The 23,366-nt window shown below is 73.9% G+C and carries 28 protein-coding genes; 15 read left to right on the top strand and 13 right to left on the bottom strand.

What is annotated here, in order from left to right:
• Window positions 1–101 precede the first annotated feature (101 nt).
• From OHA72_RS51130 to OHA72_RS51120, 3 genes are read left to right on the top strand one after another with little or no spacing between them, the layout of a single operon-like run.
• Entirely contained in the window at window positions 102–977 is an 876-nt protein-coding gene (locus tag OHA72_RS51130; protein WP_327003354.1) for a histidine kinase, read from the top strand.
• Entirely contained in the window at window positions 962–1,234 is a 273-nt protein-coding gene (locus tag OHA72_RS51125; RefSeq protein ID WP_327003353.1) for a sensor histidine kinase, read from the top strand. Before OHA72_RS51130 ends, OHA72_RS51125 begins: the two co-directional genes overlap by 16 nt.
• Window positions 1,231–1,884, top strand: coding sequence for a response regulator (locus OHA72_RS51120; RefSeq protein ID WP_327003352.1), 654 nt, complete (start codon window positions 1,231–1,233; stop codon window positions 1,882–1,884). The genes OHA72_RS51125 and OHA72_RS51120 overlap by 4 nt, the downstream gene beginning before the upstream one ends.
• Window positions 1,885–1,930: 46 nt before the next feature.
• Here OHA72_RS51120 and OHA72_RS51115 read toward each other — a convergent pair whose 3' ends face one another.
• Both OHA72_RS51115 and OHA72_RS51110 read right to left on the bottom strand, forming a co-directional pair.
• Window positions 1,931–3,202: a sulfite oxidase gene (locus OHA72_RS51115; protein WP_327003351.1), complete on the bottom strand. Its 1,272-nt coding sequence runs from the start codon at window positions 3,200–3,202 to the stop codon at window positions 1,931–1,933.
• Between the two features lie 39 nt (window positions 3,203–3,241).
• Entirely contained in the window at window positions 3,242–4,111 is an 870-nt protein-coding gene (locus tag OHA72_RS51110) for a dioxygenase family protein (protein WP_327003350.1), read from the bottom strand.
• A gap of 141 nt (window positions 4,112–4,252) precedes the next feature.
• Here OHA72_RS51110 and OHA72_RS51105 point away from each other — a divergent pair, with 141 nt between their 5' ends.
• On the top strand, window positions 4,253–5,122 hold the full coding sequence (locus tag OHA72_RS51105; protein WP_327003349.1) for a hypothetical protein: 870 nt from the start codon (window positions 4,253–4,255) through the stop codon (window positions 5,120–5,122).
• Window positions 5,123–5,162: 40 nt separating this feature from the next.
• Here the strand turns inward: OHA72_RS51105 and OHA72_RS51100 are convergent, their stop codons facing one another.
• The gene (locus tag OHA72_RS51100) at window positions 5,163–7,175 is read right to left on the bottom strand and encodes a PQQ-dependent sugar dehydrogenase (protein WP_327011821.1); all 2,013 of its coding nucleotides are present in this window, start codon (window positions 7,173–7,175) and stop codon (window positions 5,163–5,165) included.
• Window positions 7,176–7,436: 261 nt separating this feature from the next.
• Between OHA72_RS51100 and OHA72_RS51095 the strand changes: the two genes are divergently transcribed.
• Complete coding sequence (locus OHA72_RS51095; protein ID WP_327003347.1) at window positions 7,437–7,715, top strand: hypothetical protein; 279 nt, start codon at window positions 7,437–7,439, stop codon at window positions 7,713–7,715.
• A gap of 193 nt (window positions 7,716–7,908) precedes the next feature.
• Here OHA72_RS51095 and OHA72_RS51090 read toward each other — a convergent pair whose 3' ends face one another.
• Complete coding sequence (locus tag OHA72_RS51090) at window positions 7,909–8,331, bottom strand: Rossmann-fold NAD(P)-binding domain-containing protein (protein ID WP_327003346.1); 423 nt, start codon at window positions 8,329–8,331, stop codon at window positions 7,909–7,911.
• Between the two features lie 78 nt (window positions 8,332–8,409).
• Between OHA72_RS51090 and OHA72_RS51085 the strand changes: the two genes are divergently transcribed.
• Window positions 8,410–8,640, top strand: a complete 231-nt coding sequence (locus OHA72_RS51085; protein ID WP_327003345.1) for a hypothetical protein — start codon at window positions 8,410–8,412, stop codon at window positions 8,638–8,640.
• Window positions 8,641–8,757: 117 nt separating this feature from the next.
• On the opposite strand, the gene OHA72_RS51080 is transcribed toward OHA72_RS51085, so the two are convergent.
• Both OHA72_RS51080 and OHA72_RS51075 read right to left on the bottom strand, forming a co-directional pair.
• A complete protein-coding gene (locus OHA72_RS51080) occupies window positions 8,758–9,003 on the bottom strand; it encodes a hypothetical protein (protein WP_327003344.1) in 246 nt (81 codons plus the stop codon).
• A gap of 74 nt (window positions 9,004–9,077) precedes the next feature.
• Window positions 9,078–9,263, bottom strand: coding sequence for a hypothetical protein (locus OHA72_RS51075; protein WP_327003343.1), 186 nt, complete (start codon window positions 9,261–9,263; stop codon window positions 9,078–9,080).
• Window positions 9,264–9,357: 94 nt separating this feature from the next.
• Here OHA72_RS51075 and OHA72_RS51070 point away from each other — a divergent pair, with 94 nt between their 5' ends.
• Window positions 9,358–9,885 (top strand): hypothetical protein, encoded by a 528-nt coding sequence (locus OHA72_RS51070; RefSeq protein WP_327003342.1) that lies wholly within the window; start codon window positions 9,358–9,360, stop codon window positions 9,883–9,885.
• An 80-nt stretch (window positions 9,886–9,965) separates the two neighbouring features.
• Here OHA72_RS51070 and OHA72_RS51065 read toward each other — a convergent pair whose 3' ends face one another.
• The 3 genes from OHA72_RS51065 to OHA72_RS51055 are packed head-to-tail and all read right to left on the bottom strand — an operon-like array spanning window position 9,966 to window position 15,527.
• Window positions 9,966–10,523: a DUF7158 domain-containing protein gene (locus tag OHA72_RS51065; RefSeq protein ID WP_327003341.1), complete on the bottom strand. Its 558-nt coding sequence runs from the start codon at window positions 10,521–10,523 to the stop codon at window positions 9,966–9,968.
• Window positions 10,520–14,653 carry a glycoside hydrolase family 38 N-terminal domain-containing protein gene (locus OHA72_RS51060; protein WP_327003340.1) on the bottom strand — a complete coding sequence of 1,378 codons (4,134 nt, stop codon included), beginning with the start codon at window positions 14,651–14,653 and terminating at the stop codon, window positions 10,520–10,522. The genes OHA72_RS51065 and OHA72_RS51060 overlap by 4 nt, the downstream gene beginning before the upstream one ends.
• Window positions 14,654–14,699: 46 nt before the next feature.
• A complete protein-coding gene (locus tag OHA72_RS51055; RefSeq protein WP_327003339.1) occupies window positions 14,700–15,527 on the bottom strand; it encodes a helix-turn-helix domain-containing protein in 828 nt (275 codons plus the stop codon).
• A gap of 92 nt (window positions 15,528–15,619) precedes the next feature.
• Between OHA72_RS51055 and OHA72_RS51050 the strand changes: the two genes are divergently transcribed.
• From OHA72_RS51050 to OHA72_RS51035, 4 genes are all read left to right on the top strand, one after another.
• Window positions 15,620–16,576: a hypothetical protein gene (locus OHA72_RS51050; RefSeq protein ID WP_327003338.1), complete on the top strand. Its 957-nt coding sequence runs from the start codon at window positions 15,620–15,622 to the stop codon at window positions 16,574–16,576.
• A 116-nt stretch (window positions 16,577–16,692) separates the two neighbouring features.
• Entirely contained in the window at window positions 16,693–16,932 is a 240-nt protein-coding gene (locus OHA72_RS51045) for a hypothetical protein (RefSeq protein ID WP_327003337.1), read from the top strand.
• On the top strand, window positions 16,932–17,318 hold the full coding sequence (locus tag OHA72_RS51040) for an ElyC/SanA/YdcF family protein (RefSeq protein ID WP_327003336.1): 387 nt from the start codon (window positions 16,932–16,934) through the stop codon (window positions 17,316–17,318). Before OHA72_RS51045 ends, OHA72_RS51040 begins: the two co-directional genes overlap by 1 nt.
• Window positions 17,319–17,351: 33 nt before the next feature.
• Complete coding sequence (locus OHA72_RS51035) at window positions 17,352–18,050, top strand: glycosyltransferase family 2 protein (RefSeq protein WP_327003335.1); 699 nt, start codon at window positions 17,352–17,354, stop codon at window positions 18,048–18,050.
• Here OHA72_RS51035 and OHA72_RS51030 read toward each other — a convergent pair.
• On the bottom strand, window positions 18,031–18,201 hold the full coding sequence (locus OHA72_RS51030; RefSeq protein WP_327003334.1) for a hypothetical protein: 171 nt from the start codon (window positions 18,199–18,201) through the stop codon (window positions 18,031–18,033). The two genes, OHA72_RS51035 and OHA72_RS51030, sit on opposite strands and share 20 nt — an antisense overlap.
• A gap of 34 nt (window positions 18,202–18,235) precedes the next feature.
• Window positions 18,236–18,463: a hypothetical protein gene (locus OHA72_RS51025; protein WP_327003333.1), complete on the bottom strand. Its 228-nt coding sequence runs from the start codon at window positions 18,461–18,463 to the stop codon at window positions 18,236–18,238.
• A 172-nt stretch (window positions 18,464–18,635) separates the two neighbouring features.
• Here OHA72_RS51025 and OHA72_RS51020 point away from each other — a divergent pair, with 172 nt between their 5' ends.
• From OHA72_RS51020 to OHA72_RS51010, 3 genes are all read left to right on the top strand, one after another.
• Window positions 18,636–19,304: a hypothetical protein gene (locus OHA72_RS51020; protein WP_327003332.1), complete on the top strand. Its 669-nt coding sequence runs from the start codon at window positions 18,636–18,638 to the stop codon at window positions 19,302–19,304.
• Between the two features lie 69 nt (window positions 19,305–19,373).
• Window positions 19,374–19,787, top strand: coding sequence for a MarR family winged helix-turn-helix transcriptional regulator (locus tag OHA72_RS51015; protein WP_327003331.1), 414 nt, complete (start codon window positions 19,374–19,376; stop codon window positions 19,785–19,787).
• Entirely contained in the window at window positions 19,780–20,712 is a 933-nt protein-coding gene (locus OHA72_RS51010) for an NADP-dependent oxidoreductase (protein ID WP_327003330.1), read from the top strand. Before OHA72_RS51015 ends, OHA72_RS51010 begins: the two co-directional genes overlap by 8 nt.
• Here the strand turns inward: OHA72_RS51010 and OHA72_RS51005 are convergent.
• Together OHA72_RS51005 and OHA72_RS51000 are read right to left on the bottom strand one after the other, a co-directional pair.
• Complete coding sequence (locus tag OHA72_RS51005; RefSeq protein ID WP_327003329.1) at window positions 20,700–22,286, bottom strand: cellulose binding domain-containing protein; 1,587 nt, start codon at window positions 22,284–22,286, stop codon at window positions 20,700–20,702. The two genes, OHA72_RS51010 and OHA72_RS51005, sit on opposite strands and share 13 nt — an antisense overlap.
• Before the next feature lie 57 nt (window positions 22,287–22,343).
• Window positions 22,344–22,676, bottom strand: a complete 333-nt coding sequence (locus tag OHA72_RS51000; RefSeq protein WP_327003328.1) for a TraR/DksA family transcriptional regulator — start codon at window positions 22,674–22,676, stop codon at window positions 22,344–22,346.
• 128 nt (window positions 22,677–22,804) lie between these two features.
• Between OHA72_RS51000 and OHA72_RS50995 the strand changes: the two genes are divergently transcribed.
• Complete coding sequence (locus OHA72_RS50995) at window positions 22,805–23,356, top strand: hemerythrin domain-containing protein (protein WP_327003327.1); 552 nt, start codon at window positions 22,805–22,807, stop codon at window positions 23,354–23,356.
• Window positions 23,357–23,366 lie beyond the last annotated feature (10 nt).

Here is a 23,366-nt window from a genome sequence, read left to right as displayed (position 1 = left end):
GTCGGCAGCCCGCCCGCCGCGCACATCGGTCCTGCGACGGGGCACCGCGACCGTACTTCTGACCGGTCCGCCGAGGATCATGACGCTCGTACCCTGGTGGCGTGAGATTCGTCGGGAACCTCGGGCTCGCCGTCGCGCTCGCCACCGTCGTGGCCGGCACGGCGGTCGCGATCGCGGCCAGCTGGGGCGGCGCCTACTTCCTGCCGGGCGCTGCCGCCGGGATCCTCACCAGCGCGGCCGCCCTGCTCCGGAGCCGGGGCGGCCGGCTGCGGGCGGCGCTGGCGGGGCTCGCCGTCGCGGCGGCCGCCGTGGTGGTCGCGCAGGCGGCGGGGCTGCCCGCCGAGCCGGCGCCGGCGACCGCGCTCGCCCTCGCCGTGCTCATCGGGTCCGTGACGCGGGTCGCGCCAGTGCGCACGGTCGCCGCCGTCGCCGCGGCCGGCCTGGCGGTCGTCGCGGCCGGCGCGTTCACCCGTCCCGGCTGGTCCGGCGCGTTCGCCGTCACCGTGTTCGGCGTGCTCGCCTGGGCCGGTGGCGTGCTCACCGGTGGGGCGCTGCGGCTGCTCGACGCGCGGCGGCTCGCCGCGGTGGAGGCGGTGCGCCGCGACGAGCGGCTCACCATCGCCCGGGAGCTGCACGACGTCGTCGCCCACCACGTCACCGGCATCGTCGTGCAGGCGCAGGCGGCGCAGCTGGTCGCCCGCAAGGACCCGGCGAAGGCGGGGAGGCGTTCGCCGGGATCGAGGCCGCCGGCGCCGAGGCGCTCGCCGCGGTCCGCCGGGTCGTCGGGCTGCTGCGCGACGACGAGGGCGCGGGCACCGGCGCGTGGGGCGTGGCGGCGGGGCCGGAGCGGATCGCCGACCTCGTCAGCCGGTTCGAGCGGGTCGGGCCGGCCGTACACCTGCAACTGCCGCCGCACGAGGACCGGTGGCCGGCCGAGGTGGCCGGTGCGGTCCACCGGGTCGTGCAGGAGTCGCTGACCAACGTGGCCCGCCACGCCACGCACGCCGGCAGCGTCAGCGTCGCAGTGTCCGAAGTGGACCGGACGGTGACGTTCCTCGTCGCCGACGACGGCGACGGCGCCCTGCCCGGTGTCCACGGTGGATACGGGATCGCCGGCATGCGGGAGCGGGTCGAGGCGCTCGGCGGCACCCTGTCGGCGGGGCCGCGCCCCGGCGGCGGCTGGCAGGTGCACGGGTCGCTGCCGCTGCCCGGGCGGGACCCGGTGGCGCGATGACGATCCGGGTGCTGATCGCCGACGACCAGGCGATGGTCCGCGGCGGGCTGCGGCTCATCCTGGAGGACCAGCCCGACATCACCGTGGTCGCGGAGGCCGCCGACGGTGTCACGGCCCTGGACCTCGCCCGCCGGCTGCGACCCGACGTGTCCCTGGTGGACATCCGGATGCCGGGCGCCGGCGGCCTCGAGGTGACCCGGGCGCTCGCCGGCCCCGGCGTGCCGGACCCGCTGCGGGTCATCGTGGTCACCACGTTCGACCTCGACGAATACGTCTACGGCGCGCTGCGCGGCGGTGCCGTCGGGTTCCTGCTCAAGGACGCCGGGCCGGCGCTGCTGGTCGAGGCGGTCCGCGCCGCGCACGCCGGCGACGCGCTCATCTCCCCGTCGGTGACGGTGCGGCTGCTGCGCCGCATGGCGGTGCCGGCGTCGCCGTCACCCGCCGCGCGGCCGCTGACGGACCGGGAGACGGAGGTGGTCCGCGAGATCGCCCGGGGGCGCACCAACCTGGAGGTCGCCGCGGAGCTGTTCATCTCACTGAGCACCGTCAAGAGCCACGTGTCGGGCATCCAGACGAAACTCGGCCTGCGCAACCGCGTCGAGATCGCCGCCTGGGCCTGGGAGCACGGCGTCGTCACCGGCCCGGGGTAGGTGCCACCCGGGCCGGCTGAACCGGAACCGGCCCGGGTGGCGGGCCTCAGGCGACCGTCACCGGATGGGCGACGACCGCGTCGAAGAGGTAGCCGAGGGTGTTGAACGGCGTCACGTCCGGCTGGCCGGCGCCGGTCACGTCGACGGCCCTGGCCCGCAGCGTGTAGGCGCCGGGGCCCGCCGGCCGCCACCGGTAGCTCCACTGCTGCCACGCCCCGCCGCGCCGCCCGGTCGCCGTCGCCGGGTGCCAGGAGGCGCCGCCGTCGGTGCTGACCTCGACCCGGCGGATCGGGCCGTTGCCGGACCAGGACCGGCCGTGCAGCATGTGGGTCCGGGCGCCGGCGAGGGTGGCCTGCCACGGCAGCTCGAACGCGCTCTTCACCACCTGCCGGCTGAGCAGCTCGCCTTCGGCCGGGTAGCCGGGGCCGAAGTTCCGGTAGAACTGGGTGTTCCAGGGCGAGAACAGCGGGGCGGTGGACACCTCGATGCGGCCGAGCCATTTGATGGCCGAGATGCCGATCCAGCCGGGGACCACGACCCGCACCGGGTAGCCGTGGTCGGCCGGCAGCGGCTCGCCGTTGAGCTCGTAGGCCAGGATCACGTCGCGCATCGCCTTGGCGACCGGCAGCGGGCGGCGGACCCGGCCGAGGTTGACGCCGCCGGTGACCCACTCGTCGTCGAGGCCCTCGGGGAGCACGTCGACCGCGTCGGGGCGGATCCCGGCGCGGTGCAGCACCGTGGACAGCCGCACCCCGCGCCAGCGGCCGACGCCGACGGCGCCGAGCTTCCAGGCGGTGCCGCTGACGGTCTGGCCCTGCTGGGTGGTGAAGAAGCTGCGGCCGTTGCCGGTGCACTCGATCGCGGCGTCGTCGGTGACGCTCGGCAGGCGGCGCAGGTCCCGCAGCGACAGCTCGACGGGCCCGTGCCGCAGCCCGCTGCCGAACAGCTGCAGGCGCCACGCCTGCGCGTCGATGGTGGGGGTGCTGGTGTGGTTGCGCACGAAGAACCGGTCGGCGGGCGTGTAGTACCCCTGCCCCGCCATGGCCTCCCAGCGGGTCTCCGCGTTCGTGCCGTAGGTGTGGAACAGCTCCGGCGGCAGCGGTTTCCGGATCGGCCCGGCGGCGGGCTCGGCGGCCGCGGGTGCGGCGGAGGCGGGTGCCGCGGCGGCGCCGGCCGCCAGTGGTGCGGCCACGGCGGCGGCCGCGCCGAGGCGCAGCAGGTGCCGGCGGGAGAAGCCGCGCGCGTCGGCCTCACCCGCCAGCCACTGGCGCGTGCGCAGCGCGTCGTATGCGTGCTCGTCGGTGTGGTCGATCGACATACCTATAAAGTCTATCGACTTACCATGAATAGGCAAGCACTACAGGCGCTGCCACAGGGCGGGCACGTTCGGCGGCTCCCAGCCCGGCTGCGCGGTGTGGCCCTGCAGGCAGCTGTACGCCACGCCGCCGTAGGTGACCTGCGCGCCGGCGGCATAGGTCTGCCCGGCGGCCCAGGTCCCGCCCGGCGTCGACGGCGGCGTGGTCGGCGGCGTCGTGGGCGGCGTGGTGGGCGGGGTGGTCGGCGGGACCCCCGGCACGTCGAGCACAACGTCGAACGTCGCCTCCCGGCCGCCGCCGGCGGAGCGGACCGTCATCAGCAGGCGCGGGTCGTAGAGGCTGTCGGTGGCGTTGCGCGGCTCACCCGGGAAGTACAGCTGCGTGGTGAGGATCGGGCGGCCCGGCGCCTGGACCTTCACGTGCAGGTGCCGGGTCCGCCCCGGGTACAGGCCGGGCACGATCGTGGTGAGGCTGAACGCGCCCTGGCCGGTGGTGTACTGGTGCCCGCGCAGCCGGTACCCCGCGTTGTCGTACGCGCCGGCGTTGTCGGCCTGCCAGAAGTCGAGCAGGGCGCCCGCGATCGGCTGGCACGACGTACCGAAGACGTAGCCGGAGACGGTGAGCCGGGTGCCGGGCAGGCCGGTCGCGATCGCGGTGCGCTGCGGCGAGTCCGGCTTGAAGTAGGGGCCCTCCATCTGCGGCGGGGTCTCGTCGTCGCCGTCGTCGCACATCGGCGTCGGCTCCAGGTCGGTGCTGGTGGCGTCCCCGGCGAGCGCCGGGACCCCCGCGAGCAGGATCGGCAGCGGCGCCGCGACGAGCGCGGCGCGCAGCAGCTGCTTGCGGGTGAGGGCAGGTCCACCGGTGCGGGTCTCGCCGGTGGTGTCGTGCGGATCGTTGCGCTGGCCTGTCATTGCCGGCTCCTCGGTTCGCTGGTCGGCCCGGTCGTGCCGGGCCCGACCGACACTAGGGAGCCGCATCGGTGTGGGTCGATGGACAGGTCGCCGGAGTCGTGGTGCATTCGACGGCGCCGCCGCCGGGTACGATCTGCGGCCGTGTCGACGGTGCGGCGGGCTGAGGCGTTCATCGTGCTGGCCGCCGTCCGCGACGTCGAAGGCTTCGAGCTCGACCTGGCCGCGCGCACCCTGGCGGCCGGCTGGGGCGGCGACGTCCGGCAGTTGCTCGAGGCGACCGCCGGCCTCATGGCGTTGCGCGCCGCCGCGGACGGGACCGGCCCGGCGCTGCCCGACGGCCGGTATCCGCAGCTGGGCTACCTCCTGGCCGTCGAGCGCGCCCTCGCCGGCCGGGGCGTCGGCGTGCTGTGCCGGGAGCTGGAGCGCCCGTCGCTGGACCTGCGCGGCCGGCTGGTGCTCGACCTGGCCAGGGCGGTCGGCGCGCACCCCGTGACGCCCTGCTTCGCCGTCGAGTGGGGCACCGGCCGCGGCTGGGCGACGGTCATCGAGCCGCCCGGCGGCGTGCTCCCGCCCGGCGGCCAGCGGATCTGGCACTGGTTCGACGGGCTGCTGCCCGAGCCCGCCGCGGTCGCCGACCGGATCGTCGCGCACCTCGACGGCGACCTGACCCTGCCGCGTCGGCAGCCGTGGCGGTACCACGGGCCGCAGCTGCTCGCCGCGCTGGAGGCGTACCCGGTGCCCGCGACGGTCCCGGACGTGCCGACCGTGTGCCGCGCCGATGCTGAGTGGCGCCCCGCGGCGTTCCGGCGGCGGCTGCTGAGCTACGAGCTGCCGCCGGTGCCGTCGGTCGGCGACGAGGTGCATCTGCCCGCACGGCCGGGTGACCGGCGGCGGGTCGTCGCGGTGCTGCCGGGGCGCCCCGGCGACGTCGACCTGTACCGGGTCCGGCTCGCCGGGCACGACTTCACGCTCAGCTGGGACGAGGTCTGGCCCCACCTGTCGACCGGGTGACCGGCCCGCCCCGCGACATCCGGGGCGGGCCGGGCCGGGGTCAGGCGCCGAGCGTGACGTGGAAGAGCTTCTCGTTGCTGTTGTTGGGGATGCTGTCCTTGTCGCCGACGGTGCTGGTGGTCAGCCAGAGTCCGCCGTCCGGCGCCGGTTCCACGGTGCGCAGCCGCCCGTACGTGCCGTTGAAGTACGACTGCACGTTGGTCAGCGAGGTGCCGCTGATGACGGCGCGGTACATGCGGGTCCCGCGCTCGCACGCGATGTAGAGCACGTCACGCACGATCGCGATGCCGGAGCAGGAGCCCTCCGCGGTCGGGTAGGTCCGCTTCGGCGCGATGTACCCGGCAGTGCCGCAGGTGCCGCTGGTGCCCTCGCAGGCCGGCCAGCCGTAGTTGCCGCCCTTCGTGATCAGGTTCGTCTCATCCATGACCGAGTTGCCGAACTCCTGCTCCCACAGCCGGCCCTGCGAGTCGAACGCGAGCCCCTGCGGGTTGCGGTGACCGTAGCTCCACACGTAGTTGCCGAACGGGTTGTCCGACGGCACCGTGCCGTCCGCGTTGAGCCGCAGCACCTTGCCGTTGAGGCTGTTGAGGTTCTGGGCGTTGTCGCCGTTCTGCGCGTCGCCGGTGCTGGCGTACAGCTTGCCGTCCGGGCCGAAGCGCAGCCGGCCGCCGTCGTGGAACTTGTTGCGCAGGATGCCGCTGAGCAGGATCTGCTCGCTGCCGGTGTTCAGGGTGCCGTTCTCGTACCTGATCCGCACGATCCGGTTGTCGGTCGGCGAGGTGTGCATGATGTACAGCCAGTGATCGCTCGCGTAGGTCGCGGAGATCGCCAGGCCGAGCAGGCCGCCCTCGCCGTCGGTGTTCTGCACGTTGGGCACCGTGCCGATGCTCGTCTTCGCCCCGGTGGCCGGGTTGAGGTGGACGATGTCGTGCGCGTCGCGGCGGGTGTACAGGATCGTGCCGTCCGGCAGCGTGGCCAGCCCCCAGGGGATGTCGGTGTCCGTGCCGATCTGGGTGACGGCGCAGACGGAGCTGCCGCAGGCGGCGCCGGTGGTGACGGTGGCGGTGTTGCTGCGCGGGGACACGTTGGCCTGCGCGTCCCGCGCGACGACCTGGTAGGCGTAGGCGGTGTTCGCGGCCAGGGCGCTGTCGACGAACGTGGTCGCGGGCGTGGTGGTCGCGGTGCCCGTGATCGTGCCGACCTTCACGTTGTCGCGGTAGATGTCGTACGCGCGGACCTGGACGTTGTCGGTCGCCGCGGTCCAACGCAGGGTCACGGTGGTGCCGGACGCCGACCCGGTCAGCTGCGTCGGTGCGGTCGGCGGCGTGGTGTCCACCTGGCACTGCGGCGGCGTGATCGGCACCGTCGTGCTGGCCTGCGACACGTTGCCGGCGGCGTCGCGGGCGTTGACGTACAGGCCCCAGGTGACCCCGGCGACCACGGTCAGGTCGGTGGACAGCGTGGTCACCGACTTCATCAGCTGCCCGTCGTGGAACACGTCGTAGAACGCCACGCCCACGTTGTCGGTGGAGGCGTTCCACGAGAAGGTGACCGCGTCGCAGGTCAGGTTGCTCACCCGGGCGTTGCCGGGCACCGTCGGCGGCTGCGTGTCACCCGCGGTGGTCGTCCACCGCTGGTTGCTCTGCCCGTTGCAGGTCCACAGGCCGACCAGGGTGCTGTTGGCGGTGGCGGCGCCGGTGACGTCCAGGCACAGGCCCGACTGGACGCCGGTGATCGTCCCGTTGGCGTTGATCCGCCACTTCTGGTTGGCGCCGCCGTGGCAGGGGTAGATCTGCACCACGGCCGGGGCGGTTGTATCGTTGCCCGCCACGTCCAGGCACTTCGGGGTGTCGTACACCCGAAGTTCACCCGCGGCGGTGAACGTCCAGGCCTGGTTCGCCTGGCCGTTGCAGTCGTAGATGTTGACGCCCGCCTTGTCGGCCTGCGACTGCCCGACCACGTCCAGGCAGCGGCCGGAGGCGGCGCTGACGATGGCCGACCCGGTCGCGGCGCCGGCCGGGACGAGCACCGCCACCGTGACGGCGGCGACCACGCCCGCCGCGGCGACCCCGCCGACCAGCAGGCGGGACCATCTGGGCAGTCTCGACACTCGCATCGTTGCCTCCAGGACCATTGCTTTGCGCGCAAAGTGCGACAAGTCCGATCGAAGAGGAAAGATAGGCGGGCGTCAACGCGAGGGACACCCCTGGGAAACATTTAAGGCACACTTCAGGCGCGCCTCAGGCGGCATTCGCCACACCGTGCGTGGGGCTTACGTGGACCCGGGCGGGCGCCAGCCGATACGGTCACACATATGACCACCTACTCGGGACCTGCAACGCTGATCCTCGCCAACGGGGCACGGGTCACCGGCATGGCTTCGCTCGGCACCAACAACCGCGGCAACCTCAACGGCTGGAGCGGCACGTTCCGGCCCAACGAGGTCAACGCGGAGGTCCGCAACGCGACGGACGGGCTGCAGCTGGAGCTGCCGTATGAGCAGATCGGCACCGTCGCCGTCACCAACGTGCGGCGCCTGCTCGCGACCCAGGTGCTGATGTCGCTGGCCGGCACCGGCCCGGCGCCGTTCTGATCAGTTTCGGACACTCCGTTCCATACGGAACCCTCCGGAAGCGGACCTCGATGACCGTTTCCGGTCAGCCCGCCAATGCCTGCACACCGCGCATCAGGTCGTTGAAGCGCCGGGTCACCCCGTCCTCGTCGGGACGCCGCCCGCCGCACCAGGACCTCGACCTCGTCGGTGGCGAGCACCGCCATGGTCTCGGTCAGGCCTTCGTCGCCGAACATGATGCCGGCGTTGTTGACCACCACGTTGAGGTCCGGTTGCTCGGCGAGCAGCCGGGGCGCCACGGCGGCGATCGACGCCGGGCCGGACACGTCCAGCCGGACGCACCGCGTACCCGGGCAGGCCGCGGCGACCTCCTGCAGGACGGGCAGGCGGCGCCGGCGACGGTGACCGTGTTGCCACGGCGGCGCAGCTCCTCGGCGAGCCCGCGGCCGATGCAGGTGGTGATGGAGCGCAGCACCCGCAGCTGGTGGGTGACCTCGGCCGGGTCCGCGTCGCCGACCCACGCCCTGAGGTAGGTGTCGGCGTCGATGCGGCGCGCCTCGACCGGCCGCCCCAGCACCCGGGAGATGATCGCGCCGAGCTCGTGCGCGGATGTACCGGCCGGGCCCGGCCAGCTCATACGTGGTGCCGTAGTGGCGCTCACCCTCGCTTCGCGAACACGCCCCGCTCGAACACCGGCCTGAGCTTCAGCGGCAGCATGGAGTTGGCCGCGGATCGCCTCGTCGAGGATCCGCCCGGCCTCGACGTCCGGGACCGGACCGCCGATCCATGCGATGTGCTGGTCGGGGCGTGCCAGCACCAGTCGTTCGCTGAAGAACGCGTCGAGCCCGAGCGCAGGATCGTCGAGCACGGCCAGCGGGAGGCCGTGCCGATCGGCGTGGCGAACGAATCCGGCGATGTGCCGGGCCGGGCCGGGCCGGGCCGATGATCGTGAGCTCGGCCCGAGCACGTCGAACAGCGACTGCCCGTTGGGCAGACAGGTGTACGGGAGGCGGTTGCCGGCGGCGGCGACCGGGGTGTAGTCCGACCCGTTGGTGGTCTGGACCTACGGCGTAGTCGGCGTAGCACAGGCCGACCACCAGGCCGTCGCTGTGGAACTCGATGCGTTGGACGCCTGGATGCCCGCCGCGACCTCGGCCTTGACCTGCTCGAAGTCGTCACCCATCGGCCCGGCCACCGCCAGCGTCGCCGGCCCGGTCCGGCCGTTCTCCGCCGCGGCGACGACGAACTTCGCCGCGATCGGGTGGCGTCCGGCCTCGTGGCCCGGTGACGGCTGGCTGCTTCCAAGCACCGTAGCACCGTCGAAAAAATTGACGGCCCGTCTTGAACGGATCGGATCAGGGACGTCACCCATCGTAGCGCCGGTCAGGTGGACGGGGGGAGTGCCGTCATCCATTCCAGGCAGGCGGGCTCGTGCTCGGCGGGGTGTTCGTTGACCGTGAGCTTCAGCTCTGCGGGAGAGCCGGTGCGGGCCGCGTCGATTAGCAGCCGGTGCGCGATCTCCCGGCGGCGCCGCTCCTCCTGGTCGATCTGATACGTCTCGTAGACCACCCGGGTGTACCGGTCGCAAGCGTGCCACAGCTGCTCCAGCAGCCGCAGGTCCCACTCGGTCAGCGCCGGTCGCAGCAGCGAGGTGGAAGCATTTGTGGATCTCCCAGGACTCGTCGGCGTCGACGTCGGCCTGGGTGAACTCCTTCAGCAGCCGGTCGGCCTCGCCGAGGTCGTCCGGTGTCGCCGCCGGGCACGGCACGGACGCCGGCAAGCCTGGGCGGCCTTCGCGCCGGACACCGCCGCCGGGCGCCTGTGCCGCGCCGCCGCCCGCCTGCACCGCGGCCAGCCCGCCGCCGTCGCGCCGTCCCCATCGACCCCGCCGCCCGGGAGCGGCGCCTGCGGCAGGTGCTGGCCGTGGGTACACGCTACGGAAGCGGACGACGCACGACCGGCGGTCACGCTCGTCGGGATGGGCGCGATGATCACCGAGGCTTTCGCCGCCGCGGACCGGCTCGCCGCGCTCGGTGTCGACACCGAGGTCGTCTGCGTGACCAGCCCGGGCCGGCTGTTCGAGGCGGTACAGGCCCGGCACGGGCTGGCTGACGGGCTCGAGGACGTCTACCGGCACCACGGGATCGACACCGACTCGGTGGTGCGCGCCGCACTCGACCTGACGCGCTGACGCCCAGCGCCCGCCCAGCGCCCGCCCAGCGCCCGCCCAACACCCGGTCAGCGCCAGGTCAGCGCCAGGTCAGCGCCCGATCAGTGCCGGTGCACGGCGTCGGGGTGCCGGGGGTCGCCGGGGTGCTCGTAGCCCGGTTCCAGCCGCACCAGCGCCGCGCAGCGCTCGTCGAGCCAGTGCGCGAACCGGCGTTCGGCGTCCTCGGCACCGAGCCGGGCCGCGAGCTCATCCCGTACCGGGGCGAAATCCTGCGGATAGCGGTCCCGGTTGCGGTCGAAGTACGCCGCCGTCTCGGCCGCCGTTGCCGGGACCGGCGGCGTCACGGCGGCCCGCAGCGACCTGGCCAGGGGGTGGGCGGCCACGACGGCGGCGGTCACCCCGCCGGTGCGCAGCGCCTCGGCGAGGGTCACCGGGCGCGGCGCGTCGTCGCCGGCGGACAGCCCCCGCGCCCGGGCCTCGTGCTCGACGACGGCCTCGACCGTGAGGACCTGCACCAGCCAGCGGCGCAGGTTGCGGCCCTCGGCGGTGCCCGGGTGAGGGAGCCGGGACGCGTACGGGCCCTGGCGCAGCGCGTCGAGCCGCTCCTCGACGGTGGCGACGAGGAGCGGCCGGTCGGCGACCCAGGCGGCGACGGTCACGGGGCGACCTCGACCGTGACCGGCGCGGTGTAGTGCAGCTCGCCGGCGTGCGCGACCTTGCACAGCGCCCACCACCGGCCGGGTTCGTGCCCGTCCGGGACCTGGACGGGCAGCCGCAGCCGGGCCCGGCCGCGGGCCGGCAGACCCACCCGCTGCTCCGCCACCGGGAACAGGTCCCAGGTGTGCCACGGGCTGACCAGCTGCACCTCGACGGTGATCGGGCCGGCGGCGTCGGTCGCCAGGTCCAGGTGCAGGGCCGCTTCCTGCCCGGGCCGCAGCAGCAGATCGGCGGGGTCGCTCCACGTGGCCGTCACCGTTTCGGGGCCGTCGGTGCCGACGAGCAGCCGGGCCACGTCCTCGACGCCGGCCTCGGTGCGGGCCCGCAGCCAGTACACGCCGCGCCCCGGCGACTCCGGCGGGTGGACGGCGACCTGCCTGCGGGTGAAGCCGCCCGGCGCCAGGTCGTACGGGAACACGGCAGGCGAGGCGCGCCAGCCCGGCGGCACCTCCAGCTCGACGGCGCCCGCCGCGTGGTCGGCGGTCAGGTCCGACGCCACGGTCACGGTGACGGACACCGGGCCGTTCACGGCGGTGACCGGCGGGTCGAGGTGCACCGTCACCGGCAGGTTCCCGGTCGGCGCCGGGCCGGTGTTGTGCAACCAGTACTTCGCGTACGCGGGCGCGGCCGGCTCCGCCGCCGCCGGCAGGGGGCCGACCCGGACGACGGCCTGGGCGATGTCGGCGCCGCCGAGGGACAGGGCCACCGCGCCGTCGCGCACCGGCAGCGACTCGCCGGGCACCTCGAGGAGGTTCGTCGCGGCGGCCTCCGTCGCAGGTACCCACAGCCGCAGCTGGACGTCGGCGGGGCTGCCCGCGGCCTCGTACAGCCGGACCGTGACGCTGTCGACGGTGGTGGCGGCGGCGCCGGCCGCCAGGGGGTTGCCGGTGGGTTTGAGCGCCGCGACGACCACGTCACCGGCGGACTCCACCGTCACGTAGCTTCCGGCGGCGGCGTCGGTACCGGCGGCGACGCGGGCGTGCAACGGATGGTTGACCGCGTGACCGTGCCGGACGAGCCCGGTGGTGCGCCAGTCGCCGGCGCCCGCGACGAGCGCGGTCTCGAAGGTGTGCGTCCAGTGCTGCTGCTGGAACGTCGAGCCGTCCGGTGCGGTGCGCCGCGGCGGGTCGATCCACACCCCGGAGGGCCAGCCGGTGCAGGAGCGCAGCAGCGACAGGTGCAGCGCGCCGGTGGTGTCGACCGCGAACCCCGGCACGCCGCGGTTGATCAGTGCCACGGTCCGGTCGTCGAGGTCCGGGTCGGGCATGCCGGTCGCCGGCTGCGTCACCGGCACGACCCCGGTGGCCAGGTCGGCGCTGAGTGCCGCGGTCGCGCCGTCGCCGACGACGATGAGCACCGGCAGGTCCAGCACGCCGGTGAGGTCCGCGTCGGGCAGCCACACGCCGGTCAGGGCCTTCGTCGCCGGCACCAGTACGCGGGCCCGCCCGTGCGTGGCGATCTGCCGGTCGACCTCGTCGGCGTAGTCCGGGCCGGCGGCCGCGAGGACCGCCGCGGTGAACGACGTCCGGCCGACGCTGATCCGCACGTCGGGCAGGTTGGAGTCGACGGCGAGCCGGCCGTACCGGGTGCCGTCCGGCCGGGACGTGGTGGCGGTGACGCCGCGGCGGACGAGGGCGACGGCGAGATCCCGCACGGCAGGCCGGTCGGCGTCGGCGGCGACGATCTCGGCGATGCCGATCGCGCGGCTGTGCCGGCGGACCCCGGTGAGGTCGTGCACGTCGACGCGGGCGGTGCTGGAGACCGCGAACCAGTGCTGCGCCGGGTTGTCCAGCGTCCACGGCGCCCGCTCGGCGTCCACGTCGATGAGGCCGAAGCCGCGGCCGACGACGGCGTTGCCGACCTCGCTGACCGGCAGCCCACCGGCGACGTCGGCCGGCCAGCGCAGCCGGACCAGGTGGTCCTCGCCGGTGAAGTCGTCGACCCGGGTGGTCAGCTCCAGGCGGTCGCCGCCGTACCAGAGCGTCAGGGTCTGGGTGTACCGCAGCGGGCCGGTCGCGCCGGTCACGGTGAGCCGCTCGCCGAGCGGGCTGTGCTCGACCCGCACCGCGGATGCGGGGGCGCGGGACGAGCCGTGGGTGGCGGGGCCCTTCGGCAGCAGGTGCCAGGGACCCTCGTGGAAGCGGGGGTGGGCGGAGTACTCGTCGTACACCAGCAGCTCGTTGCCGACCTGCCCGGGTTGCAGCAGTTCGCGGCCGGTGCGCAGGTCGACGAGACCGGCCACGCAGCCGCCGCGGGCCGGGTCGACGACCACCCGGTAGGCCTCGTTCCCGATGGCCGGCGGGCCGTCCACGTCGGACCAGCCCGCGGCGGCGCCGCCGGGCACGAGGGACCAGGCCCGGTAGCCGAGCGCGGGGACGTCGGCGGCGCGGAACACGACGTCGGCGGAGGCGAGGGTGCCGTCGTCGTGGTGCCGGGCGTGTTCCAGCAGCACCGGCAGGTCACCGACCCCGACGCCGGCGACGCCCGGCTCCGGCAGGTCGACGCGGACCCGGACCAGATCGGTGCGGGACCACGCGGAGGGGTTGAACACGACCACCCGCCGGCCGTCGTGCCGGCTCGGCCCGCTTGCGTCCGGCGGGCCGAGCCGGCGCAGCGCACCGTCGAGCACCGACGCGGCCAGGTCGTGCGCCTCGCGCCAGCCGGTCAGCAGGTCGAGGTACACCTGGTCGGACTCGCTGCCGGTGATCGCGTCGTGGTGGGCGCCGTACACCAGCTGCCGCCACGCCTTGTCCACGGCCGCGTGCGGGAAGCCGGCGCCGTGCGCGGCGGCGACCGTCGCGAACAGTTCCGCGTCCACCAGCAGCGCCTCGATGTGCCGCTGCGCCTGCTTGGTGTCGATGAACGACACGTCCTTGCCGGTGTAGATCGGGTTCATGTCCCGGGTCTGCGGCGACGGGGTGAAACCGGGGGTGGCGCGGACCGCGGCGAAGAACTCCCGCGGCAGCCCGCAGACGAACCGCGGCCACACGTACCGGGCGTTCCAGTCCCGCTGGATCTGCGTCACCCACTTCGCCGGTGGTGTGTAGTCGGTGCCCACCGGCAGCAGCACGTTGCGGGTCGCGGCGACCTGCTTCAGCAGCAGGAACATCTCGTAGACGCTCTGCTGGGCGCCGGCGAGCGTCGGCTGCGCGTCGATGTGCCAGCCTGCCGAGTAGTGCGCCGGCATGTAGTGGGTCAGCACCCCGCGCCCGGACGGCGAGATCCATTCGAACTCGGAGCTGAACTGCATGCCCGACGGGTCACCCCAGCCGTCGCGTGGCTCGTACGTCCACAGCATCGGGCCCCACTGGTGGAACGGGCCGCGCGCCCACGACGAGGAGTCCAGGCCGGCGTCGGCGACGAGGCCGGGGAACTGCGGGTCGTGCCCGAACACGTCGAGCTGCCAGGCGGTGCGCGGGTCGCCGCCGACGACGTCGCGCTGGAAGCCGATGCCGTGCACCAGGTTGCGGATCGTCGACTCGGCGGAGGTGAGGTTCGTGTTGGGTTCGTTGTAGGTGCCGCCCATCAGTTCCAGGCGGCCCTCGGCGAGCAGGGTCCGCAGGTACCGCCGGTCCTCGGGGTGGCTGTCCCAGTAGGGCTTGAGGTAGTCGAGTTCGGCGAGCACGAACTTGTAGTCGGGGTCGCGGCGCGCGGTCTCCAGGTGCAGCCGGACCAGGTCGAAGCCGGTGTGCTGGAAGGCCGACCGGAAGCCGGTGCCCAGGCGGCCCTCGCGGTCCCACGTCGCCGTGTAGGCCGCCTGGGTGTTCCACCAGACCGGGTCGTAGTGGAAGTGCGACACCATCCACACCGTCCACCCGGGCTCGGCCACGACCAACGTCGCTCCGACGGTCTGCGTGCCGTCCGCGGTCACCTGGATCGGTACGGCGGTGCCGGGCGACGCCGTACAGGCGACGCCCACATCGACGAAGGGTCCACTGTGGACGTCGGCATGGCCGTGGACACCGTCTCCGGTGATGTCGAGCCGGCCCGGCCAGTCCGAGACCTCGACGCGGACGACCTGCAGCGGGCCGGTGACGAACAGTTCGGTGCCGGTGACGGCGAGGATGCGCATGTGCTGTGGTCCCTTCTGCGTCCCGCAAAGCCTACGAGGGTCGGCGTCAGGGCCGGTGCTGGTCGCGGAACCGGCCCGGCGTGACGCCGACCTCGCGGCGGAAGAAACGGCAGAAGTACGCGGGGTCGGCGAACCCGACGGCGTGCGCGACCTGCGCGACGCTGAGCCCGGTGCGCGCCAGCAGCCGGCGCGCCTCCAGGGCCTGGGCGCGGCGGATCAGCCTGCCCGGCGGCTCCCCGGTGGACGCCTTCACCGCCTCGGTCAGGTGGCTCGTCGACACGCCGAGCCGGGCCGCGTACGCCCGCACGGTCGGCGCCGGTCCGGTGTCGTGGGTGAGCAGCCGCCCGAACCGCTCGGCGACACCCGCCTCCCGCCCGGGGCGTGGCGGCGGGCCGATGCGCAGCGCCCGCACGACCAGCACGTGCAGCAGTGCCGCAAGGACCGTGGCGAAGCCGGCCGGGCGTTCGGTGTACTCGTGCGCCATGACCGTCAGCAGCGACTCCAGCTCGGCGGCGTCACGGTGCGCCGGCCGCAGCCCGCCCGACCCGGCGAGCACCGCCAGGGCGCGGCGGTCCTCGGGGTGCTGCAGGAGCGCGTCGTCGGTGAAGACGACGACCCAGCCGTCCAGCCCGCACACGTCCCGCCAGTGGTGCACCTGCCCCGGCGCCACCGCGAACAGCTGCGGTGGGCGCAGCCGGTGCGCGGCGAGGTCGACCACGTGGGCGCCGCTGCCGCGGGTGACGTAGGCGATCTCGTGGAACGTGTGCCGGTGCGGGAACCCGGCCTTCGCCATCGGCCCGAACCACTCGAAGGAGCCGATCGCGAACGGCAGCGGCGCCGGGTCCGGCACGTCCAGCTCGTGCCTCGGCAGCACCGCCCCACCCTTCTGTAAACAATCCTCAAAGTAACGCTGCCATGTACCGCGGTCAATGCCGGCGCTTGACGGCCACTTCTAGGATCGCGCCCATGTATTCGCTGCGAGTGATCCTCGCCTTCGCGTTGGTGTGCTCCATGGTGGCCTGCACGTCCAAGCCGAAGCGGTCCAAGTCGAAGAACTCCGGGACCACCGGCAGCAGCGCGACCGGACGCGCCAGCAGCACGCCCGGGGCCGCCGGCGCCGGACAGGTCTTCCTGACCGCCCTCGGCCGGATCGTCGCCACCGACGCCACCCGCACGGCCGTCCGGTTCTCCGACAGCGCCGCGCTCGGCGGCCTCGGCGGGGACTGGACGGCGCTCGCCGGTTACGGCGCCACCGACGCGGTGCTCGCGCAGGCGCAGGGCGCCGGCATCCGCTCCACCCAGGCCCGGTACGCCGTGACGGCAGGGACCGGTCCGGCCGTCACCGGCCCCGTCGTGACCGTGCTGTCCGGCGGGCAGGACCCGGCCGCGGTGAAGACGGCGCTGACCGCGAAGGGCTGGACCGCCGACGGCGACCGCCTGGTGGCGCCCGCGGCGGCCGGCGGCGCGTACCCGATGGTGCGGGCCATCGGCTCCGACGTGCTCATGGGCAGGGACGCCGCGCTGCTCGCCACCGCGGACCAGGCGAAGTCGCTCGCCGCGGACCCGGTCCTGCGCTCGCTGGCCGAATGCCTCGGCGGGGTCGTGGTCGCCCAGTACGCCGACACGCCCGCCGACACCATCGCCGTCGGCGCGCTGCGCTCCGGCGACGGCAGGACCCACGCCGTGGTGTGCTCGGCGTGGCCGTCGCCGAGCGCGGCGCAGGGCGCGGCCGCGGCGCAGAAGACCGCATACTGGTCGTACCGGTCGCCGATCGACGGCCAGACGCCAATCGCCGCGCAGTTCGACGAGGTCACGGTCACGGTGACCGGCTCGGTGGTGCGCGTGGACAGCGTCGTGGCCCGGCCGGACGTCGTGCTGGACGCCTTCACCGGGCAGCGCCTGCCGTACCTGAGGTTCCAGTGATCCCCGCGCCGCTGCAGAACCGGAGTCCGGAGACCAGGGTCCGGAGCCGACGACGTCGCAGCTGAGGTGACTGCGGCCGGACGGAAACGTCAGATCGTTTCGGTACCGTGGAGATCATGACGGCACCGGTGGCCACCGTGCTGCTGGTGTTCGGGCGGGGCGTCACGACGACCGGCGGCCGGTATGAGCTGACCCCGGCCGGCGCGGCGAGGGTCGACGCCGCGGTCGGCTACGTCCTGGCACATCCGGGCGCGTTCGCCGCCGCGGCGGCGCCCCTGGTCGTGTTCAGCGGCGGCTGGGCCGAGGCGTCGCGGGGGCGCCGCAGCCGCCCGAAGGCTGCCGCGAGGGTGACCTGATGCTCGCCCGGGCCCGCGCGGCGGGGCTGTCGGCGCACGCGGAGCTCAAGACCGAGTGCCGCTCCCGCAGCACCCTGGAGAACCTGCTGCACACCGCCGCCGACGGGCTCCTGGACGGGCACGTGTTCGGCCCCGGGCACCCGCTCGGGCTCGTCTCGCACGCGTGGCACCTGCCGCGGATCCGGTTCCTGGCCCGCAAGGTGCTGCGGCTGCGCGGCGCGGCGCTGCTGGACGTGCCGGCGACCGGTGGCGAGCCGGCGTCGCGGCGGGAGCGGGCCCTACACGTCGCGTCGCGGCTGTGGTTCCTCGGCGCCACCGACCCCGCCCGCCTGCTGCGCCGCGAGCGGGCGATGGTCGAGTCGTTGCGCCGGCGCGCCGCGGGGTAACACCCACTCGACCACATCGAGTGAGGGGCCCCAATGATCTTCCTGCTGCCGGTGTACGAACCGAGCCACGGCCTCGTCACGACCGTCACGGCACTGCGCGACGCCGCGCCCGGCGTCCACCGGGTCGTCGTCGACGACGGCAGCGGCCCCGCGTCCGCGCGGATGCTCCGCGACGCGGAGGACCTCGGCTGCACCGTCCTGCGCCACGACACGAACCGGGGCAAGGGCGCGGCGTTGAAGACCGGGTTCCGCCACATCGCCGAGGCGCACCCGGGGCACGCCGTCGTCTGCGCCGACCCCGACGGCCAGCACCACGTCGCGGACATCCTGCGCGTTGCCGAGCACGTGGACGTCAGCGGCCGCATGGTGCTCGGGGTCCGCCGGTTCGAGGGCCGGGTGCCGCTGCGCAGCCGCTTCGGCAACACCGTCACCCGGCTGCTGTTCCGCGCCGCGACCGGCTGCGCCGTCCAGGACACGCAGACGGGGCTGCGCGGGTACCCGGCGGACCTGCTCGGCTGGCTCTGCGAGGTACCCGGCGAGCGCTTCGAGTACGAGATGAACGTCCTGCTGCACGCCGCCCGCGCCGACCGGCCGATCGCCGAGACGGTCATCACGACCACGTACATCGGCGACAACGGCGCCTCGCACTTCGGCTCGATCGCCGACTCGGCCCGCGTCTACCGCCCCTTGCTGCGCTACGCCCTGTCCCCGTCTACGCGGTCCAGCCGGTGAGGTCGGTGAACGGCGCCAGGCCCAGGGCCCAGCCCACCGCGAACACCGCCGCCCGGTGCTCCGCGGCCACCAGCGCGGCCCGCGGCGCGAACCGCTCGACGGTGCCGCCGCCCCACGTGTAGCCGTCCAGCGCCGCGGTGCGGGTGTCCACGCCGTCGGCGAGGTCGATGAGGGTCTCCCAGCGCTCACGCGGCGGGGTCGGCGCCGGCGGTGAGGTCCCGCAGGATCGCGCCGACGATCTCCTCCGGCGTCCAGCCGAGGTGGAGCATCAGGTCCCGGCGGCGCAGCATGTCGGCGGTGCGCCGGACCCGTTCGCTGACGGCGGCGGTGTACCCGGGTAGGCTTCGTAGTGGCTCGACGTCACCAGCCGCCACGGCGGCGAGGATTGTGGCTCCGGCCGCGTCGATCTTCATCGGGGGCAACCTATCAACGCCGGGGATCATCACCGTGCCGGGGTGTGCGTAGCCGTCCGATTACGCGATGGGGGATCATGAGCTGATGGAACCGACCGCTGGCCGCCGTGCCACCCGAGTGGCAACACCCCCGAACACCGACGTGAGCGGGGGCGACACGGCGGTGCGATGGGTGCCGATCACGGAGCTCACGGAGCTCGCCCGGGCGCTGCTGGGTGAGCGGCCGAGCGGGCGCGACGTCGTCCCCGCCCAGGTCGCCGAGCGGATCAGCCGCCTCGCCGCGCAGTGGGCGACGCACGGCTTCAACTCCGCGACGGTCCGCCCATGGGTCGACCTGCAGCCGGCCGCCGCCGCGGTCCTCGCCGCGGCCGGTGCGACCCCGGAGGCGCTGGACCGGCACGTCGTCACCACCGCCGGCACCACCACGACCCTGTGGCGGGCGGTCTCCTCCGGCGCGATGTCCGCCGAGGAAGCCGCCGCCGCGTTCAAGCCCGCCGCGGCCCCGTCCGGCACTCCGTCGGGCGGCACGTTCAGCGGCGGCCCGTCCTCGCGGGCGGAGCAGCCCGCCGCCACGCCCGGCCAGTCCCGCGGCGCGTCCCACAACGCCTTCAGCGCGTCGGCGCCCGAGTCGCCGGGTGCCTACAAGGCCGGCACTGCCCGTCCCGCCGCGGAGACGTTCAAGGCGCCGCCGGAGCCCGCCGCCGAGGAGGAGGCCGAGGAGACCGCCGCGCGGGCCAAGATCGCGCCCGCGGTGTTCTCGCACCCGGCCGCGGAGACCCTCGCGGACACCGACGACCGCCGCCGCCGCTCCGCCCCGCCGCAGACCCCCTTCAGCGCCTGACCGGCCCCTGGCCGCATGTGACGACGAACATACATTAGCGCTAATCAGATTAGTGCTAATGTACTTCGTGTGGATCACCGTCAGCTCTTCGACGACCTCGTCAGGTTCGAGACGGACCTGTGGAACGGCGTCGACGCCACCCTCCGCCAGTCCTGTGACCTGCCGCTGGGCAGCTTCAACGTCATGCTCGTCATCGAGCGCACCCCCGCGTGCCGGGTCAACGACATCGCCGAGCAGCTGTCGATCACGATCGGCGGGGCCAGCCAGGCGGTCGACCGGTTGCAGGCCCGGGGGCTCTGCGAGCGCCGCGCCAACCCCGCCGACCGGCGGTCCTCGGTCGTCGCGCTGACCGGCGCCGGCGCGGCGGCGCTCCAGCTGGCCGGCCCGGTCTTCGACGCGGAGCTCGCCCGGTGGTTCGAGACCGAGGACATCGGGCAGTTCGCCGAGGTGCTGCGCACACTGAGAGGACATCGTCATGCCTGAGGCAGTGCAGTTCGACCGGTACGGCGGACCCGAGGTGCTTCACCTCGCCGCGATCCCGATGCCGGAGCCGGCGGAAGGGGAGGTCGTGGTGGAGGTCCGGGCGGCGGGGATCAACCCCGGCGAGACCGGCATCCGCTCCGGCACCCTGGCGACCCGTTTCCCGGCTCGGTTCCCGTCCGGGCAGGGCAGCGACCTCGCCGGGGTCGTCACCGCGGTCGGCGCGGGCGTCACCGCGTTCGCCGTCGGCGAGGAGGTGCTCGGCTTCTCCTGGACCAGGTCCAGCCACGCGACCCATACCGCGGTGCCGGTCAGCCAGCTGATCCACAAGCCGGCGGCCCTGTCGTGGGAGGTGGCCGGTGCGCTGTACGTCGTCGGCGCCACGGCCTTCGCGGCGGCGCGGGCGGTGGAGGTGAAGCCGGGCGAGACCGTCGTCGTGTCGGCGGCGGCGGGAGGCGTGGGGACGGTGCTCGTGCAGCTGCTGCGGCATCTCGGCGCCCGGGTGGTCGGCATCGCGTCGGACGCCAACGCGGCATGGCTGGCCGCGCACGGCGCCACCCAGGTGCCCTACGGCGACGGTCTCGCGCAGCGGCTCCGCGACGCGACCCGGCAGGACGGGATCGACGCGTTCATCGACCTGTACGGGCCGCAGTACGTCCGGCTCGCGCTGGAGCTCGGCGTGCCCAAGGACCGCATCAACACGATCATCGCCTTCGACCTGGCCGAGGAGGTCGGGGTGAAGGCGGAGGGGAGCGTGCTCGCGTCCAACGCCGAGGTGCTCACGTACATGGCGGACCTGGTCGCGGCGGGGATCATCGAGGTCCCGATCGCGCGGGTGTATCCGCTCGCCCAGGTCCGGCAGGCGTTCGAGGACCTGGACGAGCGGCACACCCGGGGCAAGATCGTGCTGGTGCCTCAGCCGGTGTAGGCGGCGAAGATCCGGCTGAACTCGTAGGGCTGCTGCGGGACGTTGGTGCACATGTAGAGCGCGCCGGTGCAGGCGTTACGGTCGCGGGTGGTCTCCCAGAACGAGAGCATCCCGAGGTGGTTGGCCTGCGCGAAGGCGACCATCTGCCGGGCGTCGGCCTGGTCGTAGGTGCCGCCGTCGTCGTTCTTGCCCAGCATCGGCGTCACCCCGACCATCCGCCACACCTGCGCGTCGGTCTTCGCCGGGTACAGGGTCTTGAGCTGCGCGAACGTCGACTGCGCGGCCTGCACGGCGAAGTTGCCGTAGTCACCGCTGGAGCGCTGGTAGTCCATCGCCATGACGTTGACGAGGTCGAGGTTCACCCCGGCGTCGCGGGCGGAGCGGACCACGGCGACCCCGTCGGCGGTGAGCCCTTCCGGCAGGACCGGCAGGGTCAGCGAGATCTTCAGGTTCGGCCGGGCCGCCTGCAACTGGGCGAGGGCCTGCGAGCGGCGCGCGACCGTGGTCGGGTCGGCCACCGCCGCGCCCTCGATGTCCAGGTCGATGTAGTTGAGCTGGTACGCGTCGACGACGGCCTGGTACTCCGTCTTCACCGCGGCTGCGGTCGTGCAGGCCTGGGCCAGCTCGATCCCGCTCGCCCCGCCGAAGGAGATCTTGACGTCGCCGCCTCGGGCGCGGATCGCGTCGATCTGGTCCTTCGCCCACGCGGCCCGGGGGTCGTACGCGTTGAACCACGACGCCTTGCAGCCGGCGCTGTTGACGAACGCGAGGGTGAAGTTCTTCAGGTTGCCGGCGGTCGCCATGTCCACCAGCGACGGCGTCGGCCACGCGCCCATGTCGACGTAGGGCGCGACGGGCAGGGGACTGCCGCCTCCGCCTCCGCCGCCACCGCCGGCGGTCGTGGTGACGCTGATCTGGTTGCTGGCCGCGGAGGTGTTGCCGGCCGCGTCGCGGGCCTTGACGGTGAACGTGTACGCGGTGGACGCCGACAGCCCGCCGACGGTGCCGGTGGTGCCGGTGACGGTGGTGGCGAGGGTGCCGCCGCGGTAGACGTCGTACGCGGTGACGCCGACGTTGTCGGTGGCGGCGTTCCAGGCGAGGCTGACGCTGCTGGAGGTGGCGCCGGTGCTGCGCAGGCTCGCCGGGGCGGTCGGTGCCTGGGTGTCGATCACGCCGGCGCAGCTCGCGCCGTTGAGCTTGCAGTTGGCGGGCTTGCCGGACCCGGTGACCAGGAAGCCGAAGCTGGTCGACGCGCCCGGTGTGAGGGTGCCGTTGTAGGTCCGGTTCGTCGCCGTGACGTGCGTGCCGGACTGGGAGGCCAGGACGTCCCAGTAGCTGCCGAGCGTCGAGCCGGCCGGCAGGTCGAACTCGACCTTCCAGGCGGTGACGGTCGCCGTGGTGCCGTTCGCGATCGTGTACTTCGCCTGGTAGCCGGAGCCCCAGTCGGAGTCGTAGGTGAGGGTCGCGGTCAGCGAGCCGGCCGCGGCGGCGGGGGTGGTGGTGATCACGGCGGTGCCACCGGCCGCCAGGAGTGTCGCGGCGGCGGCCAGGACCAGCCGGAGTCGGAGCGCCATCAATGCCTCCAGGACGAGGTATATTGAGGCACAACGATAAAGAAACTTAACTAAAAGTCAATGCCCGACGCACGTCCGGGCGAACGGCCGGATCTCCAGCCGCTCGGCGGGGATCGGCTGCCCGCACACCTCGCACCGGCCGAACGTGCCCGCCTCGACCCGCTCCAGGGCGGCGTCCAGCTCCGCGAGCCGCCGCCGGGCGGCGTCCAGCAGTGCGGCCACCTGCGCGCGCTCGAACGCGATCGTGGCGCCCTCCGGGTCGTGCTCGTCGTCGGCGTTGGAGGACCGGGACGCGTCGATGACGCCGTCGAGGTCGCGGTGCAGGGCGGCGATCTGCGCCGCGGCGTCCTCGCGGGCGCGCAGCAGGGTCTCGCGTGGTCCGGCGGGCATGCCGCCCATCCTGCCCCGCGCGGTGCACCGGCGGGAGGAGGATGAGGTGTCGCACCGCAGAAGCGGGGTAGCGCACCCGGGCATGCCAGACGGCTGCCCACCTCCGTACCGATCCCGAGGAGGGCCTCATGTTCAACCTGTTGGAACACCCGGTGCAGCCCGCCGACTTGCCGGGGGAGCTCGCCGGTCAGCAGCAGCACATCGACCGGCAGTTCCGGCGCACCCTGTCGGCGGCGGGCGAGGAGCGGCACGCCGCGTTCGGTGAGCTCGCGTGGCTGATCGCCGTCCACGAGACGATCGAGGAGGAGGTCATCCACCCGATCACCCGGCACCTCGACCCGGCCGAGCACCTCGCCGAACACCTGCTCGACGAGGAGCGCCGCATCAGCGAGGCCCTCGACGACATGGTCCGCGTCGACGCCGCCGCCAACCTCGGCGAGGTGGACGGCCTGGCCGTGCTGCACCAGATGCTCACCACGCACATCCGCCGCGAGCTGCGCGAGGAGTTCCCGCGGCTGCGGCTCGCCGTCGCCGCCGGCGAGCTGCAGGACCTGGGCGACGTCGTGCGCGTGGCGCAGGCCCGGGCCGTCGCCGAGAGCCCGGTGCGCCCGGGCGTACCGCAGGCGTCGCTGCAGGTCCGCGACGTGCTGCGACCGACCTGGCAGCAGGTGTCCGCCTGAGGAGGCGTCG

It is taken from the genome of Dactylosporangium sp. NBC_01737 (assembly GCF_035963215.1).
In the GTDB taxonomy this organism is placed as follows: domain Bacteria; phylum Actinomycetota; class Actinomycetes; order Mycobacteriales; family Micromonosporaceae; genus Dactylosporangium.
Note: the sequence above shows the minus strand (reverse complement) of the source record. Positions and strands in the feature narration are given on the sequence as shown.